At 63.7% G+C, this 26,539-nt stretch carries 27 protein-coding genes and 1 tRNA gene; 16 read left to right on the forward strand and 12 right to left on the reverse strand.

Features of this window, described 5'->3' with window-relative positions; all coding sequences use genetic code 11:
* The first annotated feature begins 11 nt into the window (after positions 1-11).
* The 5 genes from RVAN_RS11355 to ybaL all read left to right on the forward strand — a co-directional run bounded on the left by RVAN_RS11355 (position 12) and on the right by ybaL (position 5,309).
* Positions 12-632, forward strand: coding sequence for a septation protein A (locus tag RVAN_RS11355; protein WP_013419861.1), 621 nt, complete (start codon positions 12-14; stop codon positions 630-632).
* A 93-nt stretch (positions 633-725) separates the two neighbouring features.
* Positions 726-1,256, forward strand: a complete 531-nt coding sequence (locus RVAN_RS11360; RefSeq protein ID WP_155942434.1) for a MarR family winged helix-turn-helix transcriptional regulator — start codon at positions 726-728, stop codon at positions 1,254-1,256.
* 52 nt (positions 1,257-1,308) lie between these two features.
* Positions 1,309-1,839 (forward strand): GNAT family N-acetyltransferase, encoded by a 531-nt coding sequence (locus RVAN_RS11365; RefSeq protein WP_013419863.1) that lies wholly within the window; start codon positions 1,309-1,311, stop codon positions 1,837-1,839.
* A 750-nt stretch (positions 1,840-2,589) separates the two neighbouring features.
* Positions 2,590-3,222 (forward strand): glutathione S-transferase family protein, encoded by a 633-nt coding sequence (locus RVAN_RS11375; RefSeq protein ID WP_013419864.1) that lies wholly within the window; start codon positions 2,590-2,592, stop codon positions 3,220-3,222.
* Between the two features lie 251 nt (positions 3,223-3,473).
* Positions 3,474-5,309 carry a YbaL family putative K(+) efflux transporter gene (ybaL, locus tag RVAN_RS11380; RefSeq protein WP_013419865.1) on the forward strand — a complete coding sequence of 612 codons (1,836 nt, stop codon included), beginning with the start codon at positions 3,474-3,476 and terminating at the stop codon, positions 5,307-5,309.
* Between the two features lie 71 nt (positions 5,310-5,380).
* On the opposite strand, the gene RVAN_RS11385 is transcribed toward ybaL, so the two are convergent.
* On the reverse strand, positions 5,381-5,719 hold the full coding sequence (locus RVAN_RS11385; RefSeq protein WP_013419866.1) for a TfoX/Sxy family protein: 339 nt from the start codon (positions 5,717-5,719) through the stop codon (positions 5,381-5,383).
* A gap of 209 nt (positions 5,720-5,928) precedes the next feature.
* The gene (locus tag RVAN_RS11390) at positions 5,929-6,918 is read right to left on the reverse strand and encodes a 2-hydroxyacid dehydrogenase (RefSeq protein WP_013419867.1); all 990 of its coding nucleotides are present in this window, start codon (positions 6,916-6,918) and stop codon (positions 5,929-5,931) included.
* 83 nt (positions 6,919-7,001) lie between these two features.
* On the opposite strand from RVAN_RS11390, the gene RVAN_RS11395 reads away from it, so the two are divergent.
* The 4 genes from RVAN_RS11395 (at position 7,002) to scpB (ending at position 9,540) form a co-directional block, all read left to right on the forward strand.
* Positions 7,002-7,529 carry an SH3 domain-containing protein gene (locus RVAN_RS11395; protein WP_013419868.1) on the forward strand — a complete coding sequence of 176 codons (528 nt, stop codon included), beginning with the start codon at positions 7,002-7,004 and terminating at the stop codon, positions 7,527-7,529.
* A gap of 20 nt (positions 7,530-7,549) precedes the next feature.
* Positions 7,550-7,873, forward strand: coding sequence for an antibiotic biosynthesis monooxygenase family protein (locus RVAN_RS11400; protein ID WP_013419869.1), 324 nt, complete (start codon positions 7,550-7,552; stop codon positions 7,871-7,873).
* A gap of 318 nt (positions 7,874-8,191) precedes the next feature.
* Positions 8,192-8,276 (forward strand) — tRNA-Tyr (locus tag RVAN_RS11405).
* Positions 8,277-8,622: 346 nt separating this feature from the next.
* Positions 8,623-9,540: a methylmalonyl-CoA decarboxylase gene (scpB, locus tag RVAN_RS11410; protein WP_013419870.1), complete on the forward strand. Its 918-nt coding sequence runs from the start codon at positions 8,623-8,625 to the stop codon at positions 9,538-9,540.
* A gap of 20 nt (positions 9,541-9,560) precedes the next feature.
* Here the strand turns inward: scpB and acpS are convergent, their stop codons facing one another.
* The 6 genes from acpS to rpoZ form a co-directional block, all read right to left on the reverse strand.
* A complete protein-coding gene (gene acpS, locus RVAN_RS11415) occupies positions 9,561-9,962 on the reverse strand; it encodes a holo-ACP synthase (protein ID WP_013419871.1) in 402 nt (133 codons plus the stop codon).
* Between the two features lie 13 nt (positions 9,963-9,975).
* Positions 9,976-10,770: a pyridoxine 5'-phosphate synthase gene (locus RVAN_RS11420; RefSeq protein ID WP_013419872.1), complete on the reverse strand. Its 795-nt coding sequence runs from the start codon at positions 10,768-10,770 to the stop codon at positions 9,976-9,978.
* 9 nt (positions 10,771-10,779) lie between these two features.
* A complete protein-coding gene (locus tag RVAN_RS11425; protein ID WP_013419873.1) occupies positions 10,780-11,370 on the reverse strand; it encodes a DUF2062 domain-containing protein in 591 nt (196 codons plus the stop codon).
* 75 nt (positions 11,371-11,445) lie between these two features.
* Entirely contained in the window at positions 11,446-12,039 is a 594-nt protein-coding gene (gene pyrE / locus RVAN_RS11430; protein ID WP_013419874.1) for an orotate phosphoribosyltransferase, read from the reverse strand.
* Positions 12,040-12,069: 30 nt separating this feature from the next.
* A complete protein-coding gene (locus RVAN_RS11435; RefSeq protein ID WP_041789040.1) occupies positions 12,070-14,310 on the reverse strand; it encodes a RelA/SpoT family protein in 2,241 nt (746 codons plus the stop codon).
* A gap of 133 nt (positions 14,311-14,443) precedes the next feature.
* Entirely contained in the window at positions 14,444-14,854 is a 411-nt protein-coding gene (gene rpoZ, locus RVAN_RS11440; RefSeq protein WP_013419876.1) for a DNA-directed RNA polymerase subunit omega, read from the reverse strand.
* 176 nt (positions 14,855-15,030) lie between these two features.
* Here rpoZ and RVAN_RS11445 point away from each other — a divergent pair, with 176 nt between their 5' ends.
* Positions 15,031-15,630, forward strand: coding sequence for a general stress protein (locus RVAN_RS11445; RefSeq protein WP_013419877.1), 600 nt, complete (start codon positions 15,031-15,033; stop codon positions 15,628-15,630).
* 48 nt (positions 15,631-15,678) lie between these two features.
* Here the strand turns inward: RVAN_RS11445 and RVAN_RS11450 are convergent, their stop codons facing one another.
* Complete coding sequence (locus RVAN_RS11450; RefSeq protein WP_013419878.1) at positions 15,679-15,951, reverse strand: hypothetical protein; 273 nt, start codon at positions 15,949-15,951, stop codon at positions 15,679-15,681.
* A 131-nt stretch (positions 15,952-16,082) separates the two neighbouring features.
* Here RVAN_RS11450 and meaB point away from each other — a divergent pair, with 131 nt between their 5' ends.
* The 4 genes from meaB to RVAN_RS11470 are packed head-to-tail and all read left to right on the forward strand — an operon-like array spanning position 16,083 to position 19,577.
* Complete coding sequence (gene meaB / locus RVAN_RS11455) at positions 16,083-17,093, forward strand: methylmalonyl Co-A mutase-associated GTPase MeaB (RefSeq protein WP_013419879.1); 1,011 nt, start codon at positions 16,083-16,085, stop codon at positions 17,091-17,093.
* Positions 17,094-17,097: 4 nt separating this feature from the next.
* Positions 17,098-17,826, forward strand: coding sequence for a peptidase C15 pyroglutamyl peptidase I (locus RVAN_RS11460; RefSeq protein ID WP_013419880.1), 729 nt, complete (start codon positions 17,098-17,100; stop codon positions 17,824-17,826).
* Positions 17,762-18,580 (forward strand): right-handed parallel beta-helix repeat-containing protein, encoded by an 819-nt coding sequence (locus tag RVAN_RS11465; protein ID WP_169309542.1) that lies wholly within the window; start codon positions 17,762-17,764, stop codon positions 18,578-18,580. The genes RVAN_RS11460 and RVAN_RS11465 overlap by 65 nt, the downstream gene beginning before the upstream one ends.
* Before the next feature lie 7 nt (positions 18,581-18,587).
* Entirely contained in the window at positions 18,588-19,577 is a 990-nt protein-coding gene (locus RVAN_RS11470) for an Ldh family oxidoreductase (RefSeq protein WP_013419882.1), read from the forward strand.
* Positions 19,578-19,649: 72 nt separating this feature from the next.
* On the opposite strand, the gene RVAN_RS11475 is transcribed toward RVAN_RS11470, so the two are convergent.
* Complete coding sequence (locus RVAN_RS11475; protein WP_013419883.1) at positions 19,650-21,806, reverse strand: transglycosylase domain-containing protein; 2,157 nt, start codon at positions 21,804-21,806, stop codon at positions 19,650-19,652.
* 284 nt (positions 21,807-22,090) lie between these two features.
* Positions 22,091-23,476 carry a UDP-glucose dehydrogenase family protein gene (locus RVAN_RS11480; RefSeq protein WP_155942435.1) on the reverse strand — a complete coding sequence of 462 codons (1,386 nt, stop codon included), beginning with the start codon at positions 23,474-23,476 and terminating at the stop codon, positions 22,091-22,093.
* A gap of 267 nt (positions 23,477-23,743) precedes the next feature.
* On the opposite strand from RVAN_RS11480, the gene RVAN_RS11485 reads away from it, so the two are divergent.
* On the forward strand, positions 23,744-24,409 hold the full coding sequence (locus RVAN_RS11485) for a glutathione S-transferase family protein (RefSeq protein WP_013419885.1): 666 nt from the start codon (positions 23,744-23,746) through the stop codon (positions 24,407-24,409).
* Positions 24,410-24,428: 19 nt separating this feature from the next.
* Here the strand turns inward: RVAN_RS11485 and serB are convergent, their stop codons facing one another.
* Positions 24,429-25,337: a phosphoserine phosphatase SerB gene (serB, locus tag RVAN_RS11490; protein WP_013419886.1), complete on the reverse strand. Its 909-nt coding sequence runs from the start codon at positions 25,335-25,337 to the stop codon at positions 24,429-24,431.
* Positions 25,338-25,465: 128 nt separating this feature from the next.
* Between serB and miaA the strand changes: the two genes are divergently transcribed.
* Positions 25,466-26,416 (forward strand): tRNA (adenosine(37)-N6)-dimethylallyltransferase MiaA, encoded by a 951-nt coding sequence (miaA, locus tag RVAN_RS11495; RefSeq protein WP_013419887.1) that lies wholly within the window; start codon positions 25,466-25,468, stop codon positions 26,414-26,416.
* Positions 26,417-26,539 lie beyond the last annotated feature (123 nt).

Raw genomic sequence — 26,539 nt, forward strand, 5'->3', positions numbered from 1 at the left:
GTTTGGAAGCGATGAAGTCCGAGGCGATCAAGACGAAGACCGAGGCGACGAATCCGGTCGACAAGACCTCGATCCTGAAACTTCTGCTGGATGTCGGGCCGCTCGCGATTTTCTTCATCATGAACGGCCGGGCCGGCATTTTCTACGCCACGGGCGCGTTCATGGTCGCGACCGTGATTTCGCTCGTCGCAAGCCGCCTGCTGTTCAAGCGCATCCCCGTCATCGCGCTGGTCACCGGCGTGTTCGTCATGGTCTTCGGCGCACTCACCATCTGGCTGCACGACGACACCTTCATCAAGATCAAGCCGACCATCGTGAACTGCCTGTTCGTGGTCATCCTCGCCACCGGGCTTTACTTCCGCCGCCCGCTCCTGAAGCTCGCGCTCGGTGAGGTCTTCAAGATGGAAGACGAGGGATGGCGCATCCTCACTATGCGGTGGATCGGGTTTTTTGCCGTCCTCGCGGTGTTGAACGAGGTCATGTGGCGCAACTTCTCGACCGACACGTGGGTCACATTCAAGTCGTTCGGTATCATGCCGCTGACCTTCGTCTTCATGCTGTCCCAGGTCGCGCTGATCATGCGCTATCAGATCCCGGAGGCCGAGCCGGAAGCCTCCGAAGCCAAAAGTTAGGGACTTCGGAGAATTCTTTCCGTGCGCTGTATGGAACCTCCGGTTGCCGTTTCCATTTCTCGTGATAGGCTCATAGCTTAACCCGAGTGCCGGATGACAATGCTGGACACAAAATCAGGAGCGGGGCAAACGGGCAGACGGCGGAAGAAGACCCCCGCAAGCCGCGCCCCCGCCATCGACTCCTCGATCATTCATCTTCTCCACCGCGCTAGCCAGAGGGCTTCGGAAATTTTCGCGCAGGAAACGCGAGATTTCGATCTGACTGCGCGGCAATATGCTGTGGTTACAACCGTGGCGCGGCATGAGGGCCTGAGCCAGACCGATCTCGTCCGTCTGACGGGCATCGACCGCTCTACGCTCGCCGATGTGGTGCAGCGCCTTCTGAAGCGTGGGATCATCGAGCGCGAGCGCACGATGCGCGACGGGCGTACCTATGCCGTGAGCCTGTCGGCGGAGGGGCGCGAACTTCTCGACGCGATCAAGCCGATTGCGCGTCGTGCCGATCGGCTCGTCATGAGTTGCCTCGGCGATGAAGACGGCAAACTCGCGGCGCAAATCCTTTCCCGACTGCTGCGCAAAGCCGACGAAGATGGCGATGACGTTTTTATGAAACCCGCGCGTTAGGTTGTACGTGAACGATCTCGCCAACCGAAAAGGTTGGATGTAGAGTATCCATATGGGCGCGAACCTTATCAGTTTCAGACTGGCCTCGTCGAAAGACGCTAATGCGGTGGCGGCGATCCACGACGCTGCGTGGCGCTCGACCTATCAGGGCATCATTCCGCATCTCCACCTTGAGCGCATGATTGCGAGGCGTGGTCCGCGCTGGTGGCAGGAGCAGGTGGAACGCGGCGCTAACGTGACGCTCCTCATCTTCGACGGCGTGCCGCAGGGCTACGCTACATGGGGTAAGGCGCGCGGCACCTGGCCGTGGGAAGCTGGCGAAATCTTCGAGCTTTATGTGAACCCCGCTTTTCAGGGCATTGGCCTCGGCACGCGACTTTTCGCCACTGTGAAGGATGCGCTCAAGCGGGAGGGGCTGAAACGGCTCGTCGTGTGGGCGCTGAAGGACAACGAGACGGCCTGCGCCTTCTATGGCGGGCTCGGCGGCTCCATTGTCGCGGCCACGCCGGAGCGCTACGGCGATGTATCACTGACGCGCGTCGCCTTCGCTTGGGGCGTCAACGTGAAATCGTCCAAGGCCTGACGGGCTTTTGCGCGAACAGGCGGCGCATCCTCCGCATCGAATGATCCGCGAGCCGCGGCTGAACTCACATTCCCTCTGAATATGCATCCAGATCGCTGGAATCGCGCGCGGGCTTCCCGCCGCTGGACCAAGCGCCCGGCGTCGCCTTGTGCTCCTCGGTCCCGCTGATTTTCGCGCCGAAGCAGGCGCTGCGCGCATAAAAGCACAGGTCAAGCAAATTTCGTTTTGCGGCCTTATTTTCGTCCAACCGCTGAGGCATCAATATCACATCACAAGGCGGCGACGGTTCAGGCCCCCTCGGAAATTGGCGCCGCTTGTGAGAGTTGAGTCGGTAGTAAAGCGTCCGAGTGTGCGTTTGTTAGCGTCAGCTTTCTGTAGCGTTTGTTGAGTGTCAGTAAGCGCGTGGCCGGTTATGCGTAGCGCTTTCGCCCCGTGGACCGACGTAAGATTTGGTTTACGAGTTTGGTTTAGAGTCCTCGCAACCAAGGGACGTTGTTCCCGAATAAAGTTGCCCCTGAGAGACGAGGCCACCTGCATTGGCCCCCACCCCCGCTAGCCAAAATGGCTTCGTCTCTCTTTTTCCTCCCCCTGTTTGTCAGCGATAGCTCCTCTCCGTGCCGAAACCGCGAGGCGAATTCTCTGCGCGCGACGAAAACGGCATTCAACTTTGCGTGCCTTGGCGCGGCCCGACATCCGACCGACGCGATTCGGCTTTAGAGCTGAGACAGGAAACGCGCATGGAGAACCCGGATGGCAAGCGAACTCATTTTCTACACAAACCCGATGTCGCGCGGGCGGATCGTCCGCTGGATGCTGGAAGAGGTCGGGCACCCATACCGCACCGAAATCGTCGAATACGGTCCGCAAATGAAATCGCCGCCCTATTCCGACATCAACCCGATGGGAAAAGTGCCAGCGCTTCGCCACGGCGACGCTGTCGTGACCGAAACCGCCGCGATCTGCGCATACCTCGCCGACGCGTTTCCCGGCGCGGGCCTCGCGCCCGCGCCGCAAAGCCCTGCGCGAGCCGCCTGGTATCGCTGGCTGTTTTTCGGCGCGGGTCCTCTCGAAGCTGCCATCACGAACAAGGCATGCGGCTTCGAGGCGTCCGAAGAAAAAAGCCGCATGCTGGGTTACGGGAGTTTCGCCTCCGTGATGGACACGCTGGAGAAGGCCGTGTCCGCGTCCGATTATCTCGCAGGCGACACATTCAGCGCGGCCGACGTCTATGTCGGGTCGCAGGTCGCATGGGGCCTCCGATACGGCACCATGGAAACGCGCCCCGCATTCGAGCGTTACTGGGGCCGGCTCAAGGATCGCCCCGCCGCTATCCGCGCCGCTCGGATCGACGACGATCTGCTCGTGAAGACCAGACCGGCCTGATCCGTTCAGGTTGCCTTGTATCGATGCGAAGGTGGATACAAGAATCGCGTCGACCGAGGGAACGAAAGCTTTATCGCAACTTCAAAGAGTGCAAAAAAGGGGCGGCAGAGCAAATCTGGCGTCTCAAGCGCTTCGTTCGGCCACACACCGCAGTCGCCCCAAAATGGTTGACGAAAACGCTCGGATATATTCCATTTACGGAATAAGTATCGCAACCTGAACGCCCCCCACACGCGAGGAACGATAGCCGCATGCCTCATGACACGCCGCTCATTGCAACCGTTGTTGGCGGCCTTGGGTTCGCGTTCATTTTCGGGGCTATTGCTAACCGCCTTCGCTTGCCGCCGCTCGTCGGCTATCTGCTCGCCGGTATCCTCGTGGGGCCGCACACGCCCGGCTTCGTAGCGGATCAGTCGCTTGCACCGCAGCTTGCGGAACTCGGCGTCATCCTTCTCATGTTCGGCGTGGGGCTGCATTTCTCGCTATCGGACCTTCTCTCTGTCCGAAAGATCGCCATACCCGGCGCGATCGTGCAGATCACGCTCGCAACGATCCTCGGCCTCGGCCTGGCGCTGGGCATGGGTTGGCCAGTCGGCGCTGGCCTCGTCTTCGGTCTTGCGCTTTCGGTGGCGAGCACGGTCGTTCTGCTGCGCGCGATGCAAGAGCGTCGCCTCATCGAGACGGAGCGCGGGCGCATCGCGGTCGGCTGGCTGATCGTGGAAGATCTGGCCATGGTGCTGGCGCTGGTCCTGCTACCGGCGCTCGGCCCGCTCATCGGTGCAACAGGCACCAGCGCACCGGACCCGCTGGCAACGCATCTCGGCCTCGACCTCGGACTCACCGGCATTCTCTTCGTCACTTTCGCGAAGGTCGGCGCTTTCGTCGCCCTGATGCTGATCGTAGGACGACGCGTCATCCCCTGGCTGCTGCACCGCATGGCGCATACCGGCTCGCGTGAGTTGTTCCGCCTGTCGGTGCTTGCCATCGCGCTCGGTGTCGCGTTCGGCGCATCGGAACTGTTCGGCGTTTCGCTCGCGCTCGGCGCATTCTTCGCGGGCATGATCATGAGCGAGTCCGAGCTGTCGCAGCGGGCGGCGCAGGAGACGCTGCCGTTGCGTGACGCCTTCTCGGTGCTGTTCTTCGTCGCCGTAGGCATGCTTTTCGACCCCACGAGCCTCGTCAACGACCCGCTGCCGATCCTCGCCGTGCTCTTCATCATCGTGATCGGAAAATCGGTCGGCGCTTTTCTGATCGTCATCGCGTTCGGTTATCCCATCGCCACTGCGCTCACGATTTCGGCGAGCCTCGCGCAGATAGGCGAATTCTCGTTCATCCTCGCCGACCTCGGAATCCAGCTGGGCGTCTTGCCGAAGCAGGGGCGCGACCTCATTCTCGCGGGCGCGCTGCTGTCAATCGTGCTGAACCCGCTCGTGTTCGCGGGTGTGGATCGTCTCAAGCCGTGGTTCGAACGTCGTCGTCCGCCCGCCGAGACGCCGGCAGCTGCCGCGACCCGCGCTACGGCTCCCAAGCCTAAAAAGAAGGAAGCCGAACCCGCCGAGAGCGACGACGGCCCTCCGCTGCCGACCAAACTGAAGAACCACGCCGTGCTCGTAGGCTACGGCCGCGTCGGCAGTCTCGTCGGCAAGGCGCTGAAGGAGAGCGGCAAGCCGTTCCTCGTCATCGAGGACGGCGAGAAACCCCTGGCGAGCCTTCGTGCGGACGGCATCGAAGTTATCGTCGGGAACGCTGCCAGCTCAGACATTCTCGCCGCCGCGAATCTCAAAGGCGCGAGCGACCTCATCGTCGCCATTCCGAACGGCTTCGAGGCCGGACAGGTTGTGAGTCAGGCGCGCGCGACACATCCCGGAATGCGCATCGTGGCTCGCGCCCACTCCGATGCGGAGGTTGAGCATCTGATGAGCCTCGGTGCGAACGCCGTGGTGATGGGCGAACGTGAAATCGCGCGGGGCCTGATCGAGGAAATGGCGGGGGGCACGGCGGCAACCGCGCCGGACGGCACGCTCAAGGCTACGGCTGTGTCGCGAGGGGGCGAGGCCGACATCCAGCGCGAGGATCGCGTCGTCTGAGCAGGCGGCGTATCCCAGCGCATGATCCGCAACGGACGGCGTAATGCCCGCAGAGTCGGGCGGCACATCCCCTACTTTTTCGGCTTGCGTGCAGGCTTAGGCTTGGGAAGTGGCAATTCGGCTGCCGTCAGCTCGACGAGCGTTGAAAGCCACTCGGCATCGTCCCAACGATCGCCCGCGATCAGGAAATGCGGCTTCGCCCCCGGATAGGGGAAGCCGTCCTGCGGTTCCCCGAGGAAGGCGCGACCGGCGGCCGTTGGCTTCACATAAAGCTGGTCGTCGCAGATAAGCGCGACCGTCTTGCCGTCGCAGTAGATCGCATACTCGCCGAACATCTTGCGAGCGGATACGCGCCCCGCCCGCTGAAGCTGCTCGATCACGTAATCGACGGTGCCTTGCTGCGACGCCATCAGCGGTAATCCGTTGCGCTCAGATCGACCCGCGTCCGAATGGAAGCGGCGGGGGCGCACAATAGAAAGCTGCATCAAATCGCACTTGATTTGATGCAGGCAAGCTGATCCGAAACTGACGGCGTCGTGCCGTGACGCGGCCGTGCCATAATCGCATCGCTTTTGATGGAATCAAACGCGCGCTCCTTAAGCAAAACCGCGCGTCGGGATCAGAACATCGCCGCGTGCACGCGATCCGGCGGATTGTGGCCATCGAGGAACGTGCGGATGTTGATGATGACCTTCTCGCCCATATCGAGGCGGCCTTCGATGGTTGCGGAACCGAGATGCGGCAGGACCACAACCTTCGGATTGCGCAGAAGCTTCGGATTGATGGCTGGCTCGTTCTCGAACACGTCGAGACCCGCGCCCGCAACCTCGCCCGCCTCGACCATGCGCGACAGCGCGTTCTCGTCGATGACTTCGCCACGCGCCGTGTTGACGATGTAGGCCGTCGGCTTCAGCAGCTTGAGGCGGCGCGCCGACAAGAGATGGAACGTCGCGGGCGTGTGCGGGCAGTTCACCGAGATGATGTCCATGTGGGCGAGCATCTGATCGAGGCTTTCCCAATAGGTCGCGCCGAGTTCGGCCTCGACTGCGCCCGGCACGCGGCGGCGGTTATGATAGTTGATCGACAGGCCGAACGCCTTGGCGCGGCGCGCGACGGCGCGGCCAATGCGGCCCATGCCGATAATGCCGAGCTTCTTGCCCCAGATGCGGTGCCCGAGCATCCATGTCGGCGACCAGCCGTGCCACTCCTTGCCGTCCTGCAGGTAGTCGGCGCCCTCCACGAGGCGGCGCGGCACCGAGAGGATCAGCGCCATCGTCATGTCCGCTGTATCTTCGGTAAGGATACCCGGCGTATTGGTGACGATGATGCCACGATTGCGCGCCGTTTCGAGGTCTATGTTATCGACGCCGGTGCCGTAGTTGGCGATCAGCTTCAATTGAGGGCCGGCCGATGAAAGAAGCGTCTTGTCAATCCGGTCGGTTACGGTAGGAACGAGCACGGTCGCCGTTCGCATCGCCGCAGCGAGCTGGTCCCGCGTCATCGGTGCGTCGGAAGCATTGAGCGTCACGTCGAACAGCTCGCGCATGCGGGCCTCGACTAGCTCGGGAAGTTTGCGGGTGACGACGACTTTAACGTTTTGTGCGGTCATAGGGGGCTCGACATGGCCGGCTTGGCCTTGATGGACAGGTGCAATGCAATTTCGCTCCCGTTATCTAACAGATACGGCCCGCGATGACAAAGTTTCGGATCGTATGCGGCATATTGGTCGCGTTCTCGTTTTTTTCCGGCGTATCGTTAGCGCAGGAGGCGGCGCAACGCAATGCCGGGCCCGTCACGGGGCTGCCTTTGCCGCGCTTTGTCAGCCTGAAAGCGAGCGAGGTAAACGCGCGCGTTGGTCCCGGCGGCGAGTATCAGATCGCGTGGGTGTTTCGTCGCGCGGGGCTTCCCGTGGAAGTGATCGCCGAGTTCGAGAACTGGCGGCAGGTGCGTGATTCGGAAGGCGGCACCGGTTGGGTGAACGCGGCGCTGACGAGCGCGCGTCGAACGGCGGTCGTCGCCCCCTGGGTGAAGGATCGCATGCTGTTCCGGCTGACCGCGACGCGCGGCGGCGGCACGCTCGTCGCGCAGATCGAGCCGGGCGCTATCGTCGATATCGCGCAATGCGACGGCGAGGATTGCGAGGTCTATGCGAGCAAGCAGAAGGGATATCTGCCGCAAAAGAGCCTTTGGGGCGTATATCCCGGTGAGAAGGTGAAGTAGCTGCGCCGGAGGGCGAGGCAATGACGCACGGGAAAGGGACGGCAATGGTCTACGAAATCTGCGAAATTCATGTGAAAGAGGGTGAGGAAGCAGCATTCGAGGCGGCGGTGAAGGAAGCTGCACCGTTCTTCCAGCGCTCGAAGGGTTGCCTCGGCCTTGAGCTTCAGCGCACCATCGAATCGACGTCGAAATATCGGCTCGTCATCCAGTGGGAAACGCTCGACGATCACATCGTGCATTTCCGCAACTCGGAAAACTTTCAGGAGTGGCGGAAGCTCGCCGGGCCGTTCTTCGCCCAGCCGCCGCATGTCGAGCACACGAATGTAGCGCTGACCGCGTTCTGACGGCGGCGCGAGATTCATCCCGCAAAGGGGATGCCTGCCGCGATGACTCCGCGCCCAAATCGGGCGCGATAACGCTTCGACACCGCGACCGCCTTCGGTGCGGATGGTGCGGCGTGCGTTCGCGCCCCTACGAATTTCTGCGGGCGCGAAACGGCCAGAAACGAGCGCGTCAAAAATTATCATTCGTGTGGAAAGTCCGCGTCTTCCATCGTTGCATCGTGCCAAGTGTGATGCTATGAACCCCGAACCGAGCGGTGATCCGGACGGCTGTAGCGAAAGCGGCAGGGCGTTGTCTGCGGAACGGCGCGGTAATCCTCCGGAGGGGTGCCCGAGTGGCTAAAGGGGACGGACTGTAAATCCGTTGGCTAAGCCTACGTTGGTTCGAATCCAACCCCCTCCACCATTTCCCGCTCAAATATGGAAAAAAAGGCGCGTTCGTTTCTCCGGCCGTCGTCATATTGTCCAATGCCCGAGTTATGGCTGATTGCCAGGTAAGGTGCCCGATCGGGCCGCTCGGTCTGGAGTGCCCTTGATCAACCCGTTCAACCGGTCAACGCGTAAGGGCATTTTCTTCTCTCCTTGAAACGAGAGAAAGAAATCTCGAAAAGCCTCCAGGTTTTGGAGCAACGCGTTTTCTTCGCGCAAACCGGGCTCCATTTCGCTCGAATGCGCACTAAAATGATGGAAATCGACCAACCCGGCGTTGCGATGAATTCGTAAATGCGCGACGCCCCGGCGAAGGATAAAACGTGGCTGAAACTTCCCCTCCCGCTGCTTCCGCACCCGAATTCGATGAACGCCGCTCGGCTGTTTCGGTCGAGACGGCCGACACGTCGGGCGACGAAACCACCGAGGCATCGGTGAGCACGTCGACCGATAACGCGCCGCGACCGATCATCATCACAGGCGTGAACGGTCACATCGGGACCATCACCCTTAACAACATGGCCAAGCGCAACGTTCTCAGCTCGGCGTTGCTCGACGCGCTTACGGCCGCGCTCGAAGACTTCAAGGCGCAGTCGGTACGGGTGGTGATCGTGCGCGGGCAGCCGGGCATCAAGGTCTGGTCCGCCGGGCATGACGTCAGGGAGCTGCGCCGCGGGCATCAAGATCCGCTTGGCTATGCCGATCCGCTGGAACAGGCGCTGCGGGCGATACGCTCATATCCGGGGCCGGTCATCGCCATGGTGCAGGGCTCGGTGTGGGGCGGCGCCTTCGATCTGGTCCTGTCATGCGATATGATCATCGCGGACGAGACCTCCACCTTCGCCATCACCCCGGTTAATCTGGGTCTGCCGTACAACACGACCGGCCTGCTGCACTGCCTCAACCGGCTACCGGTGAACTTCATCAAGGAGATGTTTTTCACCGCCAATCCGGTGAAGGCAGAGGCCGCCGAACACTGGGGTATCATCAACCACGTCGTCCCCTCGACGGAGATCGAAACCTTCACTCAAACGCTGGCGCAGCACATCGCCACGAAAGCGCCGCTCGCCATCGCCGTCGTGAAAGAGCAGCTTCGGGTGTTGACCGACTTCCAGCCGGTGGCGGCGCAGGTGTTCGAGCGCATCCAGAACATGCGGCGCGAGGTCTATGAGAGCGCCGACTATCAGGAAGGTGTCGATGCTTTCCTCGAAAAGCGAAAGCCTGATTTCCAGGGTATGTAATCGGCCGACCGGCAGCGACCCTATGCCTTCGGCAGCGCCTCGATGATCACGAAGGCCTGCGCAAGCGGGTAATCGTCGGTGATCGTGAGGTGAATGCGCGCCTCATGGCCGTCGGGCAGCAGCGTCGCAAGCCGCTCCTGCGCGCCGCCGGTGAGCCGCATCGTCGGCGCGCCGGACGGCAGGTTCGTCACGCCCATGTCGCGCCAGAACACGCCATCCGCGAGGCCGGTGCCCAGCGCCTTGGCGCAGGCTTCCTTCGCCGCGAAACGCTTGGCGTAGGACGCCGCGCGCGCGGCCCGCGCGTCGGATTTCGCGCGCTCGGTCTCCGTGAACACGCGGTCGAGGAAGCGGTCGCCGTAGCGCGCGATTGTTTTCTCGATGCGGCGGATGTCGGTGAGATCGCTGCCGATGCCGATTATCATGGCTCGCGGGGCGCTATTGCTGCTGTTGCTGTTGGGCCGATGCGTTGTCGTCGGGCCGCTTGCTGGCGCCCTTCGCGATGGCCGCCCGCATGCGCCAGATCGCTTCCGACAGGCCGATGAAGATCGCTTCGCCGATGATAACGTGGCCGATGTTCAACTCGCGGATCTCCGGGAAGGCGGCAAGATGCTTTGCGGTTTCGAAGTCGAGGCCATGGCCTGCATGCACTTCGAGACCGGCAGACGCGGCGAGCGTGGCGGCCTTGGCCAGCCGGTCGAGTTCCGCTCGCGCCGTAGCCTCGTCGCGCGCGAGCCACGCCTCGCAATATTGTCCGGTGTGCAGTTCGACCACCGGCGCGCCCATGCGAGCAGCGGCTTCGATCTGGCGCGGCTCGGGATCGATGAAAAGCGACACGCGTATGCCGTCGTCAACGAGCCGCTTCACGATGGGGAGCAGGTGATCTTCGCCGCCCGCAGCGTCGAGGCCGCCTTCGGTGGTCAGTTCCTCACGCCGCTCGGGCACGATGCAGCACGCATGCGGCTTCGTAACGAGCGCGATGCCGGTCATCTCTTCGGTGGCAGCCATTTCGAGGTTCAGCGGTGCGGCGATCTCCGCCTTGATGCGGCGAATGTCCTCGTCGCGGATGTGGCGGCGATCCTCGCGCAAATGCGCCGTGATGCCATCCACCCCCGCCTTCACCGCCACGCGCGCCGCCTCGATGGGATCCGGTCGCGCACCGCCACGCGCGTTCCTGAGCGTCGCGACATGATCGATATTGAGGCCGAGCCGAACGGGAGATTTTACAGGCATGATCACCACTTACCGGAGAGACGCAGCCGTCTTCGCAGGCACGGGGCGCTGCGCGCTCTTCTGCAATTCGAGCAGACGGCGTATGAAAACATAGATGACGGCAGAAATCGCGCCGCCGAGGACAAGCGCGCCGAGCGCCATCGGCTTCAGCACCGGCCAGAGCCCTTGCACGGCGGTGGCGATGCTGTCCGGCGAGCCGCTTGTCAGGCTTTCGCCAAGCGCCTGCGCGCCGGACTGGAAGTGGCTAAGGTCGGCGTTCGCCGGATTGCCGAGGAAGATGCTGCCGAGCGTGAAGGTTGAAACCCAGATCAGCGGATAGGTGATCGGGTTGCCAGCGAAGGTGCCCACCTGCGAGGCGAAGACGTTGCCGCGCAACACGACCGCCAGCACGGCGGCCAGCAGCATCTGAAAGCCGAAGAACGGCGTGAAGATCGCGAACACGCCAGCTGCGCAGCCGAGCGCGATGCTGTGCGGCGTCGATTTGATGCGAGCGAGGCGATAGAACATGTAGCGCATGGAACGGTCGAAGCTGCGCGTCGGCCAGAGCGCGTTACGCACCCGTCGGCCTATCGAAAGCGGTTCCTTGCGTTTGAAAAGCATAAATCCCAGCCTGAAAGCCAAGCGCCTTCGCGATTGCCAACCTCTTCCGTCTCCTGACAGAATCGGTATCGCCGGTTAAACCTTCAAGCCCCGGCTGCCCGGCTTCACCGGAGGTACACCTTTGACGGAGGCAGGGATTTGATCGGGCGGGAAGATGGGAATGTCAAGCCGAATGAGGGGGACGAAAGGCACCGGCAGCTTCGCGCGGCCGCCGGAGCGGTCGACGAGCGACGCGGCTGCGACAACGGTTCCGCCCGCCGCTTCCGCAGCTTCGATGCATTCGCGCGAGGAAAGGCCGGTTGTGACGACATCCTCGACCATGATGCATCGCTGGCCCGGCTCGATGCGGAAGCCGCGCCTGAGCGCGAACACCCCGTCCACGCGCTCGAAGAAGATCGCAGGCAGGCCAAGCTGGCGGCCCATCTCATAGCCGACGACGACGCCGCCCATGGCGGGCGACACGACGAGATCTATGCCGTCGGCGAGGCCCGCGGCGCGGATCTTCCCGGCGAGCGCTGCGCAGAGCCGTTCGGCGCGCTTCGCGTCCATCAGCACCCGAGCGCATTGGAGATAGGCGGTCGAGTGGTTGCCCGACGACAGCACGAAGTGGCCTTCGAGCAGCGCGCCAGCGTCGCGGAATTCTGTGAGCACGGCATCGTCGGTAAGCATGGGGGATCTTTCGATAGGTAAAGGATTGGGTCAGGCGATCACGCGGCTCGCTGTGCTAACCACGGGGAGGTTTTTGACGCCGTTGACGATATCCGTCAGATGCTTGAGGTCAAGAACCTCAAGGTCGATAAGCATCTCGGTATAGTCCCTCGCGCGCGTGACCATTTGCAGCTTGTCGATGTTGCCACGCGCCGCGCCGATCACGCTCGCGATGCGGGCGAGGCTTCCCGGCTCGTTGAGCGCGGTCACCTGCATGCGCGCGGGGTAAAGTTCGGTCGTGCCTTCCTGAATGTCCCAAGTCACATCGATCCAGCGGTCGAGTTGATCTTCGAAGGCGCGCAGCTTCGCCGAGTGAATCGGGTAGATCGTGATGCCCTTGCCGGGATCGAGAATGCCGACGATGCGTTCGCCCGGCACGGCGCCGCCCTCCGCGAGCTTGACGATCGGCGAGCCGTCCGCGTTTTGCAGCGGGACGCCCTTGCTCCGCAATTCCCGGTCTGAGCCGGTGAGAAGCCCCGCCCAGCGGAATTTGAAGCCAGCGACGCGGCCGAGGTTGAACCAGCCCGCTTCGTCGCGCGTGATGGTGCGGCGCTTCGGCGGCACGTCGCTGCGGAAGTTCGGGTCGAGCGCGCCGAGCACCTCGTCCGCCGCAATATCGCCCTGTCCCACGGCCGCGAGCAGGTCTTCCGCCGTCTTCATCGCGAAACGCGGCAAGATGGGGGAAAGTTCGGTGTCGGGTGCCTTGTCGGCGCGCTCCAGCGCAGCCTTCATGATGTCGCGGCCGAGCGCGAGATATTGCTTGCGTACGGCTTCGCGCGTGGCGCGGCGGATGGCCGAGCGCGCCTTGCCGGTGATGACGGCGTTTTCCCACGCGGCGGGCGGCGTCTGCGCCTCCGACAGGATGATTTCCACCTCGTCGCCGTTCTTGAGTTCGGTCAGAAGCGGCATGTGCCGCCCGTTGATCTTCACGCCGACGCAGTGATTGCCGATATGTGTGTGCACCGCATAGGCGAAGTCGATGCCGTTTGCGCCGCGCGGCAGGGCGATGAGGCGGCCCTTCGGCGTGAAGCAGAACACCTGATCGAGGAAAAGTTCGAGCTTCGTATGCTCAAGGAATTCTTCGGGATTGTCGCCTTCGAGGAGGTTGTCGACGAGCTTGCGGAGCCACTGATAGGCTGTGCTCTCGCTCGGTTGCGGCCCCTGAGCGCCGTGTTCGTCGCCGTGCAATTTGGCAAGCGCCGCGAGTTTGTAGCCCGAATGCGCGGCGACGCCGTACTCCGCGATCTGGTGCATTTCGGCCGTGCGGATCTGCAACTCCACGCGCTGGTGGCGCGGCCCGACGATGGTCGTGTGGATCGATTTGTAATCGTTGTGCTTCGGTGTCGAGATGTAGTCCTTGAAGCGGCCCGGCACCACGCGCCACGTGCGATGCACGACCCCGAGCGCTGTGTAGCAATCCTGCACATCAGGCACGATGACGCGGAAGCCGTACACGTCGGACAGTTGCTCAAGCCCGATCTGCTTGTTCTGCATCTTGAGCCAGATCGAATAAGGCTTCTTCTCGCGGCTGGTGACATCCGCCTTGATGGCCTGCGCTTCGAGCTTGGTCCTGAGTTCGCTGGCGATTTCTTCGGTCAGGCCGCGGTTCTGTTCGCGCAGCACGTTGAGGCGCGACATGAGCGTTTCGTAAGCCGCCGGATGCAGCCAGCGGAAGGACAATTCCTCCAATTCGTCGCGGATTTCCTGGATGCCCATGCGGCCCGCGAGCGGCGCATAGATGTCCATCGTTTCCTGCGCGATGAGCCGACGCTTCTCGGCCTTCATGTGCTCGAGCGTACGCATATTATGAAGCCGGTCCGCGAGCTTGACGAGCAGCACGCGCACGTCGCTCGAAATGGCGATCAGAAGCTTGCGGAAATTTTCGGCCTGCTGCGTCTTCTTCGAGACGAGGTTCAGCTTTTCGATCTTGGTGAGGCCATCGACGAGCGCGGCGATGTTCGGACCGAAAAGCTTTTCGATCTCGTCCTTCGTGGCCTGCGTATCTTCGATGGTGTCGTGAAGAAGGGCGGTCGCGATCGTCTCGTCGTCGAGCTTGAGCCCGGTCAGGATCGCGGCGACCGCCAGAGGGTGGGAAAAATACGGATCGCCCGAAGCGCGCTTCTGCTGGCCATGTGCCTGCATGGCATAAACGTAAGCGCGGTTGAGCAGCGCCTCGTTGGCCTTGGGATTATAGCTCAGAACTTTTTCAACGAGATCGTACTGCCTCATGATCTTGGGCGGCTGCGATCTCGTTCGTGTTTCTAGCTGCACGGCCTCAACTGTCTGTTGGCTCTTAATTTACGCCACGAGAATAAGTGAAATTCCAGACTTAACCAAGCGTGACGCAGCGCCGTGAACAGCGAAATTATCCCTTGGAGCGTCCGCCGCTTGCGGCCTCGGCCGGAATGCTGCGCGCGAGCCCCTGAAGAAGCTCTTCTTCGGTGATGCGGTCAATCTGCTGATCGGCGAACTGATCGTCCGGGCCGAGCACATTGGCCTGCCGCGAACTCGGCAGCGAGGGCGCAGCTTCGGCCTCGGGCTCGTCGACTTCGACGTGCGATTGCAGCGAATGGATGAGGTCTTCCTTCAGATCTTCCGGCGAAACGGTCTGATCGGCGATTTCACGAAGCGCCACCACCGGGTTCTTGTCGTTGTCGCGGTCGATCGTGATGGGCGCGCCGGCCGAAACCGCCCGTGCCCTGTGCGCAGCGAGGAGCACAAGTTCGAAGCGATTCGATACCTTATCAACGCAATCTTCTACGGTGACGCGTGCCATGAAAACCTCAAATGTTGGGAGGTCGCTAAAATAGGACCGCCTGCCAGCATTTGCAAGCTCAAGTTGGCACGCGGGGCTTGCGTGGAGCTTTCCTTGATTCGGCCGGAACACTCGCGCCCCACATGCCTTTCCCCCACAAGAAGAATTGATGCGCCTCCAAATGCGGAAGACACGCCATGACAGTCACCATCACCCACGTCTACGACACCTATGAAAGCGCTGAAAGCGCCATACGAGAGCTTGAGGCGGCCGGTTTCCATCGCGACGAAATCAGCATCATCGGCACCAATGCAAAGGCCGTCGATGATTTCCGCGCGATGGAAGAGAAGGAGGAAGGCGACGCCGCCGCCACGGGCGCTACGCTTGGCGGCGTAGCTGGCGCGGGCGCAGGCATGCTCGCTTCGCTGGGACTGGTGGCCATTCCGGGCATCGGTCCGCTGGTTGCTGCGGGCGTTCTGGCGACGACACTGGCGGGCGCGGCCACGGGCGCGGTTGCAGGTGGACTTCTCGGCGGGCTCGTGGCTTACGGCATTTCGGAAGACGAAGCTGAAGTCTACGCCGAATCTCTGAAGCGCGGCGGCACGCTCGTTTCGCTTCGCGCGGCTGACGACAAGGCGGACGAAGGCGAGCGGATCATGCTCCGCCACCGCCCGGTCGATATGGAAGTGCGTGCCGATCAATATCGGGCCGATGGCTGGCAGGGTTATGACCCGGAGGCGCCCGCTTTTCCACAGAAGGAAAGCGGCACCGGTCGGCAACAGCCGCGCGCAATGTAGCCGCCCAAGGGAGTGCGCCTTGCGCGCTCCTTTCTCGATGCGCGCCGTTTATCGCCCGCGCGACAATTCCTCGCGGATGATCGCCGTAACGCAAGTTGCGACGATGCCCGGCAGATCCGAACGGAGCGCCACGATCTCGCTTCGCAACGCCGACACTTCCTTACGGATGTCGCCGAGTTCGGCCTTGATCTCCAGGAGTGCGTTCTCGTTATCCGTCACCTTGCGGAGGATATGGCGCGACACGGCTTTTTCGCCCTTCGCGTCTTCTTCCAGAAGCGTTACGCGCCGGTTCAGCGTCGCAATATCGGACTCGTCGTTCATTTGTGTCTCAGGCCTCGGTTCGCGCCATCATACAAAGTGGAAAACTGTTTCGCAATTCGTGACCGCCCGTTAAGCTTTTTTGAGCCGCACGCATCTTGTCTGCGGCCCACGGTTCTTCTAAGCCATTTCACATGAGCGCTGAATCGCCTCCGCATCCGGATCACAGAGACGTCGAAGACCTTGCACGGGGCGTTCGCTCCGGCAATCGCGTGTCCGTCGCACGCGCCATCACCCTGATCGAGAGCCGCAAGCCCGCGCATCGCGTGAAGGCGCGGCTTCTGCTCACGACTTTGAACGATGCCGCCGGGAGCGCGCTTCGCGTCGGCATCACCGGCGTGCCGGGCGCGGGCAAGTCGACCATGATCGACGCGCTGGGAACATTGCTGGTGCGGAAGGGCCATCGCGTGGCCGTGCTCGCCGTCGATCCGTCTTCGACGCGGTCGGGCGGCGCGATCCTCGGCGACAAGACCCGCATGGCGACGCTCGCCGCCGAAGAGAACGCGTTCATTCGTCCGTCGCCATCCTCGGGAACGCTCGGCGGTGTGGCGCGCACCACGCGCGAAACGATCCTTCTTTGCGAGGCGGCAGGCTTCGACGTTATCCTCGTGGAGACGGTCGGCGTCGGGCAATCGGAGGTCACTGTCGCAGGCATGGTGGATTTCTTCCTCCTACTGATGATCGCGGGCGGCGGCGACGAATTGCAGGGCATCAAGAAAGGCGTGATGGAACTCGCGGACATGATCGCGATCACCAAGGCCGACAGCGGCAACGAGCACGCCGCGCGCCGCGCCGCAGGGGATTACCGCGCCGGGTTGCACATCCTCACGCCTGCGAGTGCCACGTGGAAGCCGCCCGTCATCACGATTTCCTCGCGCGACGGCATCGGCCTTGAAGATTTATGGGCGAACGTGCTGTCCCATCGCGCAACCCTCGAAGCGACCGGCGAGTTCGCGTCCAAACGCCGCGATCAGGATGTGCGCTGGATGCATGCGATGATCGAGGATCAGATCCGGCAGGCTTTCCTCACGAACGAAGCGGCCACCGCGAAAATCGAAGCGCTTGAAAGCGAGGTGCGGCGCGGCGCAAAGCCGCCATCCGTCGCCGCCGATGAAGTGACCAGCCTCATCTTCGGGCGCGCGTGACGCGATGGCAGGGGCGAACCCCGTCCGCGTGCTCGTGACCGGCTTCGGCCCGTTTCCCGGCGTGCCGCATAATGCATCGGAAACGCTCGTCCGCCTCCTCGCGATGCAGGCCGCGTCCCGCACTGCCGAAATCGAACTATCGACCGCCGTGCTTCCTGTATCCTGGGCAACCGCACACGAGGCCGCAAAGAGCGCCGTTGCCACGTTCGCGCCGGACGCAGTTCTGCATTTCGGCGTTTCGAGGCGCGCGACCGCCTTCGAGATCGAGTCCCGCGCGGTGAACATCAGCGGTTCGCGCCCCGACGCGCACGGCCATACCTTGCCGCCCATGCCGCTCGTGCGGGCGGGCGCGCCGCTCCTTACGCCGACGCTGGCTCCGCTTCACCTCATCCGCGCCCTGCGCCGCGCGAACGTCCCGGCGGAACTGTCGCGAAACGCAGGCCGTTATCTGTGCAACGCCCTTTATTATCGGAGCCTCGCGCGCGAAGGCGATGGCGGCCCGCTCGCAGCGTTCATTCACATGCCGGTTCTGGGCGATCCTTCGCTGCGCCCGCGCATCACCATCACGGAAGCCGTGGATGCCGCCCGGATTCTCGTTCAGGCCGCAGCCGAAGCTGTGCTACGCGCAAAGAGGCAAACGGCACGCCACGGCAGGAGTGGACACGGCAATGGATCGCAGACATTTCATCGGGATGGGTGGAGCGGCCGCACTCTTTGGCGCGAGCGCGGCTGAAGCGGCTGCTGCCGTCTCCGAAAGATCCGGCAGGGCGCTTTCCGATTTCGGCGTGATCGCGAACGGTGAGGCAGATCAGACGACCGCCATGCAAAAGGCCGTCGACGCCCTCGTCGAAGCGGGGCAGCCGATCCTTGTGCCAGCGGGGCGCTATCGTATCTCGGGCGTGCAACTCCCGTCCAAGGCGACGCTCGTCGGAACATCAGGCCTCAGCGTTATCGTAGCGCCGCCCGGCCGCGCGGCCTTCGAGTGCGTCGGCAGGCAGGGGGTGAGCCTGCGCGGCCTGTCCTTCGTCAATCAGGGCGTCGTCGCGCGCGAATGCCGCAATCTAACGGTCGCTGATTGCGAGGTCCTTTCGAGCGACGGCGACGGCCTCTATTGCGGCGGCTCGGGCCTGCTCGTCACCGGGAACCGCGCGGCATCCTGTGCGAAGGCTGCCATCTGGGTCGAGGGTGACGGTCTCGTCACAAACAACCTCATCGGCGGCAACGGGCGCTTCGGCCTTCGCATCGGCAGCGCGTGGCGGCTCGGCACCGTGACCGTGATTGCGAACTCCATCGACGGGCCTGCGGTCGGCATCGGCGTTTCGAGCGCGGAGCAGGGCTACGCCATGATCGCCATGAACATGATCGCTGGCGCGAAAGAAGGCGGCATCCGAGCGCTCGACGGCGACACGGTTATCGGCAAGGATCTGACGCGCGGCGGCTCGGAAGCATTCCGCAACCTCGCCATCGCCGCGAATGTATCGATGTGAGCCGATCGTGCCGATTTTGACCATCGAGGAAGCGGAAGACTTGACCGCCAGCGCCCTGCAACGCTCGGGTGCGAACGCCGCTAACGCCGCGAGCACGGCGCGCGCGCTCGTGGCGGCGGAAGCGGACGGCCTCAAGGGGCATGGGCTGGTGCGCGTCCCGACTTACGCCGCGCAGTTGAAAGCGGGAAAGGTGAAGGGCGACGCGGTGCCAGCCGCGAGCCAGGCGCGCCCGGCCGCGGTTTTGATCGACGCCGGTTTCGGCTTCGCCTATCCCGCGCTCGAACTCGCGGTGGAACGGCTCGGCCCGCTTGCCCGCGCGCACGGCATCGCGATGGCGGGCATCACACGTTCGCATCATTGCGGCGCGGCGGGGCTTCCGGTCGAAGCGTTGGCGCGGGCTGGCATCGTCTCGCTGCTCTTCGCAAACGCGCCCGCCGCCATGGCTCCTTGGGGCGGGCGGACGCCTGTTTTCGGCACGAACCCGCTGGCGTTCGGTTGCCCGCTGCCGGGCGGCGATCCCATCGTCGTCGACATGTCGCTGTCGAAGGTCGCGCGCGGCAACATCATCGCGGCGAAGCGCAAGGGCGAGGCGATCCCTCCCGACTGGGCGCTCGACGCGGAAGGCCGCCCGACGACTGACCCGGCGGCCGCGCTGACAGGCACCATGGCCCCGCTCGGCGACGCGAAGGGCGTGGCGCTCGCGCTCATGGTCGAGCTTCTGGCCGCAGGGCTGACGGGCTCGCGCTTCGCGGGCGAGGCGACGTCGTTCCTCGACGACATCGGCGAGCCGCCCGCCACCGGCCAGCTCATGATCGCCATCGATCCGCTCGCCTTCTCGGACGGCGCGCTTGAGCGGTTCGCCGTGCTCGCCAGCATGATAGAAGCGCAGGACGGCGCGCGTCTGCCTGGAGCGCGGCGGTTCCAGATCCGCGCAGCCTCGCGCCGGGACGGGCTGGACGTCGCAGAGTCTCTGGTGACGGAGATCGCGGCGTTGTAGCGGTCAGCCCTCAGAGCATGATCCGCAAAAGTGGATGCCGGTTTTGCGATAAGATCATGCTCAGGCAGAAGTTTACAACGGCGCCCGGCGCGCGCGACCCTGTGGAGCCGCCAGAGGGGGCGGCCCGGTCGGTGCGGCCTCTGCGTCGGACACCTCGCGGCGGCGGAACGGATTGCGCGCCGGCACGTTCGAAAGCCCGATGGCGTCGGCTGTGTGCTGGATGAATTCGGGCGGCAGGCCGGTCCCGGGCAGCGGCTTCGCCATCAGCCCCTCATGCGCCTTCAGCATGACCTGCTTCCAGATTTCGGCCGGAAGCGAGCCGCCCGTGACGCCGCGCATGGGACTTGCGTTGTCGTTGCCCATCCACACGCCGCCGACCCATTGCGCCGTGTAGCCGATGAACCACGCATCCTTGTATTTCTGCGATGTCCCAGTCTTGCCCGCAGCCGGATAGAGGTCGAGCGAGGCCGCCATCGCCGTTCCGCCCGCGACGACGGAGTTCATCATGTCGTTCATGGCGGAGATGGCGCGCGGAGACACGATGCGCGGCGGCGGCGCCTTGGAGCGCTCGAACAGCACGCGGCCCTGATCGTCGCGAATGCGCTCCACGATCTCCGGCACGACCGAGAAGCCGCCGTTGGCGAAGACCGCGAAGCCGGAGGTCATTTCGAGGAGCGTTGTTTCGGAGGTGCCGAGCGCCATGGTGAGGCCGACATTCTTCGCCGACAGCACGCCGAGGCGGTTCGCGACTTCCACCACGCGGTCGGTGCCGACAGCCTTCGCGAGGCGCACAGCGGCCATGTTGCTCGAATGCGTGAGCGCCTGCCGCAGCGTGATTTCGCCGCGATAGGTATTGCCGAAATTCGAGGGCTTCCAGCCGTCGACCTCGATGGGCGCATCCTCGATCTTCGTGTCCGGCGTCCAGCCTGCCTCGACGGCGGCGAGGTAGATGAACGGCTTGAAAGCCGAGCCCGGCTGCCGCATAGCCCGAACGGCGCGGTTGAACTGGCTTTCCGCGTGATTGCGCCCGCCGATCATGGCGCGGATCGCGCCGTCCGGCGTCATCAGCAGCACGCCCGCCTCGGTTGCGCGCGCGGTGCGGCCCTTGTTGCGGATGACATCCTCGACCGCCGTCCGCGCCGTAAGCTGGAGGCCCGCGTCGATGGTCGTCTCAACCACGAGGTTGCGATCCGTCTCGCCGGTCAGCATGGGCGCGACTTCCGCCACCCAGTCCGCGACAAAGCCGAAGCCGGGCTTCGACGGCGGCACCTTGAGTTCGGCCGGATGGGCCAGCGCCTCGGCATATTGGTTGATGTCGATCTGGTCCGTCTCGGCGAGGATGCGCAGGATCTCCTTCGAGCGGTCGCGCGCGCGGTCCATGTTCGAGGTCGGCGAATAATAGGAGGGCGCCTTGATGAGCCCAGCGAGCAGCGCCGCTTCGCCGAGCGTCACGTCTTTCGGCTCCTTGCCGAAATAGGAATGCGTCGCCGCGCCTATGCCAAAATTGCCGCCGCCGAAATACACGCGGTTGAGATAGAATTCGAGGATCTGCTGCTTGGTGAACCGGCTTTCGAGCCAGATCGCGAGGATGAATTCCTCGGCCTTGCGGGTCCATGTGCGCTTCGGCTGAAGGAACAGGTTCTTCACGAGTTGTTGCGTGATGGTCGAGCCGCCCTGCACCACTTCGCCGGAACTCCAGTTCTTGCTCGCGGCGCGCGCCAGCCCGATGGGGTCGAGCCCGAAATGATAAAAGAAGCGCCGGTCCTCGGTCGCGAGCACGGCCTTGACGATGTTCGGCGGGATTTCGGCATAGGGCACGTAGTTGCGCCGCATGCCGCGCTCGGCGATGAACTCGCCGCCGCGCGCAAGGATGGTGAGGTTCGGCGGCAGGCGAAGCACCATGGCCTGGCGCGGATCGGGAAGCACCGTGGCGTAATAGGTAACCACGGCCAACAGTGTGATCGCGCCCCATCCGACAGCGACGATCAACCACGGGATCAGTTGAAGGAGCGGGCGGTGTGCGCTGCGGCGCGGTTCGGCCAGCGGGGATTTGATGACGAGCCAGAAGGAAAAGGTGCGGATCGTAGTCCAGACGGCGGCGAACGCGGCGCGAACACTGAGCGCGAGCACGCGCCCGGCAAAGGCCGCCGCCGCGCGCGCATGATGACCTGCTGCCGCCCCGAAAGAAGCAGCACGCTCTTCGCCTTGGCCCACACGCCACTCGGCCACGCAACGCCCTCACAAACGCCCACATAACGCGCGCCGGAGAACCGGACGCGACCACCCACGCTGCCCACGCGGATAGTTTTATGAAAGTTATGCGTGTGTGATTAAGGGCGCGTTAAGGGGAGCGGCGAGCGCACCAGTTCGCAACCGCCCCGGCGACTCGATCGCCGGCCAAGCCGGAGCAGCGCGAAGGATCGGCCCGCGCGCTGAGAATTTTGAATGGTGCATGTTACCGCGCGAACGCCGCGAAAGGCTGCCGGCGCGCCGACGAAGACAGTGCGCGCGGCTTACGCCGTCAGCGTACCGTCCGCGCCCTCGATGAGAATGCCGTCGTTGCCGAAGGTCGAACCGTCGTCTGCGCGCGGCTTGTCGGGACGGCCGACGCTCGTATAGGCGAAGCCCGCATCCCGCGCGAGGTCGGCGCGGTAGATGTTGCGAAGGTCCACCAGCACATCGCCGCTCATTTTTTCCTTGAGCGCGGGCAAGCTGACGGCGCGGAACTCATTCCACTCGGTGAGAACCACGGCGGCGGCGGCGCCCTCGGCTGCTTCGAGCACGCTCTGGCACCAGACGAGGCCCGGCAGCAACGGCTCGGCCTGATGGCGGCCCTGCGGATCGTAGACGCGCACCGTCGCGCCGCGTTCCTGAAGCATCGGCAGAATCACGAGGCTCGGTGCATCGCGCATGTCGTCGGTGTTCTGCTTGAAGGTGACGCCGAGCACGGCCACCGTCTTGCCCACAACATCGCCGCCGAGCGCGCGGATCACACGGTGCGCCATGGCGATCTTGCGCTCGTTGTTCACCTTCTCGACCTGCTCGACGAGCGTCAGCGGCGAGCGAGCCTCGCGCGCGGTGCGGGCGAGCGCGGACACGTCCTTCGGGAAGCAGGAGCCGCCATAGCCCGGCCCCGGATGGAGAAACTTGTCCCCGATGCGGCGGTCAGAGCCGATGGCGCTGGCGACCTGCTGCACGTTCGCGCCGACCTCTTCGCACAGATCGGAAATTTCATTGATGAAGCTGATCTTCATGGCGAGGAACGCATTCGCCGCATATTTCGCAAGCTCGGCGCTTTCGCGGCTGACGAACATCACGGGCGCGCTGCGCAGGCGGAGTGGCTCGTAAAGGCGGTCCAGAACCTCGCGTGCGCGGTTGTCGTCTACGCCGACGAGCACGCGGTCGGGGTGCATGAAGTCCTGAATGGCCGAGCCTTCGCGCAGGAACTCGGGGTTCGAGCAGATGGCGAAATCGGCGTCCGGGCGGAGGCGGCGCATGCGGCGCTCGATCTCGCGGCTCGTGCCCACGGGCACGGTCGATTTCGTGGTGATGACCGTGAAGCCCGTCAAATGCGGGGCGATTTCCTCGACCGCCTGATACACATAGGAGAGATCCGCGTAGCCGTCGCCGCGTCGCATCGGCGTGCCCACCGCGAGGAAGATGAGATCGGCCTCGCGCGCCACTTCGGCCAGCTCCGAGGTGAAGCGCAGGCGACCGGAGCGCACATTCTTTTCGACGAGCACATCAAGGCCCGGCTCGTAGATCGGAATCTCGCCGCCGTTCAGCTTGTCCAGCTTCGAGGCGTCCTTCTCGACGCAGGTCACGTCCCAGCCGAATTCTGAAAAACAGGCGGCGGAGACAAGGCCGACATATCCGGCACCGATCATGCAAATGTTCACGGCGAGGCTCTCTCTATGTGCGGGATCCGCACACTGTTGCGGTTTGTGAAACCTGGCAGTTGGCAGCATTCCACTTTAGGGGAATAATTTTTGCACCTTTTAGACGCTCACGGCAGCCACCGCAATCGCCAGCGCACAGCTACCTCCCCGTTTGCATGGCTATCCACCGGTTGCATAGCTTTTTTCGATGATCATTTGGGACGCTTCGCCGCTTGCCTCGATCCCGCGCTTCGGGATTTATATGAGAAAAGCTCGGAGGGCCGTCAGGTGCATAACGAAATCGTTCTCGTGATCGGAAACAAGGCGTGGTCGTCCTGGAGCCTGCGCCCGTGGCTTGCGGCAAAGGTTGCGGGAATTCCGTTCCGCGAGGAGCATGTTCAACTTCGGCAGCCCGACAGCGCGGCGCAGATCGCGCGGCATTCGCCCTCGGCCCGCGTGCCCGTGCTGAAGCGTGGCGCGCTCACCGTGTGGGACAGCCTCGCCATCTGCGAATATCTTGCGGAAATATCCGCGCATGTGAAGCTCTGGCCGGACGATCCGGCGGCGCGCGCGGTTGCACGGTCGGTCGCGGCCGAGATACATTCGAGTTTCCACGCGCTGCGGAAGGAGCTTTCGATGGACTTCCACGCGCGCTTTAATCGCGTCGAGCCATCGGATGCGGCGAAGGCCGACATCGCGCGCATCGTCGCTGTGTGGCGGGATACACGCAAGGCCTATGACGCGGGCGGCCCGTTCCTGTTCGGCGCGTTCTCGGTCGCGGATGCGATGTACGCACCAGTTGCGACACGTTTTCGCACCTACGGCATCGACCTCGCTGCCTTCGGCGACGACGGCACGGCCGCGGCCTATGCGCACGAAGTGCTCAGCCTGCCCGCGATGCACGACTGGGGCCAAGGCGCGGCACGCGAGGGGATCGCGGGCGGGGCGGCGTAGGCTGCAACCACCGTGCGCCTTAAGTGATCAAGGTGACGAAGTCCTCGCGCTTGTAGCCCTGGAAAAACAACAGCGTCGTCAGCTCGGTATGGAGCACCTGCGCGTCGGCCTCCGCTGCAACGACGGGCTTCGCATGATAGGCGACGCCAAGCCCCGCCGCCTTCAGCATGGAAAGGTCGTTCGCGCCGTCGCCGACCGCGATAACGTCTTCCGGCGAAAGCCCGTTCGCGGCGACTTCGTCGTTCAACGCCGCAAGCTTGGCCTCGCGGCCGAGGATCGGCTCCTCGACGCCCGCGAGCTTGCCCTCTTCCCAGATGAACTGGTTGGCGCGGTTCTTCGCGAAGCCCGCCATGCCGCCGACCGCGCGCGTGAAATAGGTGAAGCCGCCCGAAACGAGCACGGTATGCCCGCGATGCGCGTTCATCGTCTCGACCAGCGCCTGCGCGCCGCGATTGAGCGTGATGCGTTCGGCGAGTACGCGCGAAAGCTCGGTCTTCGGCATGCCCCGAAGCAGCGCAATGCGCTCGCGCAGCGCGTCCGCGAAATCGAGTTCGCCCCGCATGGCCCGCTCCGTCAGCGCCGCGATCTGCGGCTTGATGCCCGCAAAATCGGCCATTTCGTCGAGGCATTCCTGCGCGATGATCGTCGAGTCCATGTCCGCGATCAGCATGCGCTTCCTGCGGCCCTGCGCTGGTTGTACGCAGAAATCCACCGGCGCGTCGCCAAGCGAAGCAGCGACCGTTCCCTTCAGGTCTGCGGCGGCAACCTTTTCTTCCGGCGCAAGCGTCAGGATAAGATCCAGCGCCTCGCCTTCGGACAGCCAGCCGAATTCGAGATCGCCATTCAGGTCGCGTTGCAGTTGCGCGGAGAGACCGAGGAGGAGATCCTTCGATTCGGGCGCGGCGGTGAGTGTGATGGCAATGTCCATGGGGAGACTGGCTTGATCCGGGTTTTATGTGCAGGTGCGAAAAGAATGCGCTCTTCATATCGCAGGCGGAACCCGCGCCGCAAGCGCACGTTTGCCGCTCGCTTCTCCGGCGGCTTCAAGGCTTCGCGATGACCGACGAAAAACCGAAAGCGGTTCTCATCATCGGCGCGACGGCAAGCGGCAAGTCGGCGCTGGCGCTCGATGTCGCGGAGCGGTTCGGCGGCGTGATCATCAACGCCGATTCGATGCAGGTCTACGCCGAGCTTCGCATCATCACGAACCGTCCTACGCCTGCGGAGGAGGCGCGCGCGCCGCACCGGCTTTACGGGTTTCGCCCGGCGCGGGAACCCTATTCGACGGCGCTTTGGCTCGCTGATGTCGCACGCGAGGTCGCGGACGCCGAAGCGCGCGGTCTGTTGCCGGTGATCGTCGGCGGCACGGGGCTTTATTTCAAGGCGCTGACCGAGGGGCTTTCCACCATCCCCGAAATCCCCGCAGAAATTCGCGCACATTATAGACTGCGGGCCGAGACGGAACCGGCGGAGGCGCTCCACGCCGAGCTTTCCCGCCGCGACGCCGCCACAGCCGCGACCATCCGCCCGAGCGATCCGCAGCGCATCGCCCGCGCGCTTGAAGTGCTGGAGGCCACCGGTCGCCCGCTCGCAGACTGGCATGCGCAGAAGGAGCCGCCGCTTCTTTCGGCGGCGGACGCGCTGCCGGTCGTGGTGGAGATCGACCGCGCCGCGCTTTACCGTCGCTGCGACGAAAGGTTCGACCGCATGATCGAGGCAGGCGCTATCGAGGAGGCGCGGGCCATCGATGCGTTGCACCTCGATGCAGCTCTCCCCGCTATGCGCGCGGTCGGGCTGCCGCCATTGATCGCCTTCGCGCGCGGCGAAGTTTCGCTCGGCGACGCGGCCGAACGCGCGAAGACCGCAACGCGAAATTATGCGAAGCGGCAGCTTACATGGATCAGGAATAATTTTATTTCGCGTAATGACTGTTTTACGAAAGAAATGCAAGGAACAAAAAGTGAAATCAATCTGTTTGTCCGAAAACGCTTGACCGCTTTTCACTAAGGGATTAGCGCAGTCCGAACAGAAGCGTGGTTGCCGTCACGTTAACAACAGCATGGACAGGCAGAAGCGCCCGAGAGCCTCGGTTCTCGCGGCGGTTTTTTTGTCCGATGCGTCCGTGTACGG

The organism is Rhodomicrobium vannielii ATCC 17100 (assembly GCF_000166055.1).
GTDB lineage: Bacteria > Pseudomonadota > Alphaproteobacteria > Rhizobiales > Rhodomicrobiaceae > Rhodomicrobium > Rhodomicrobium vannielii.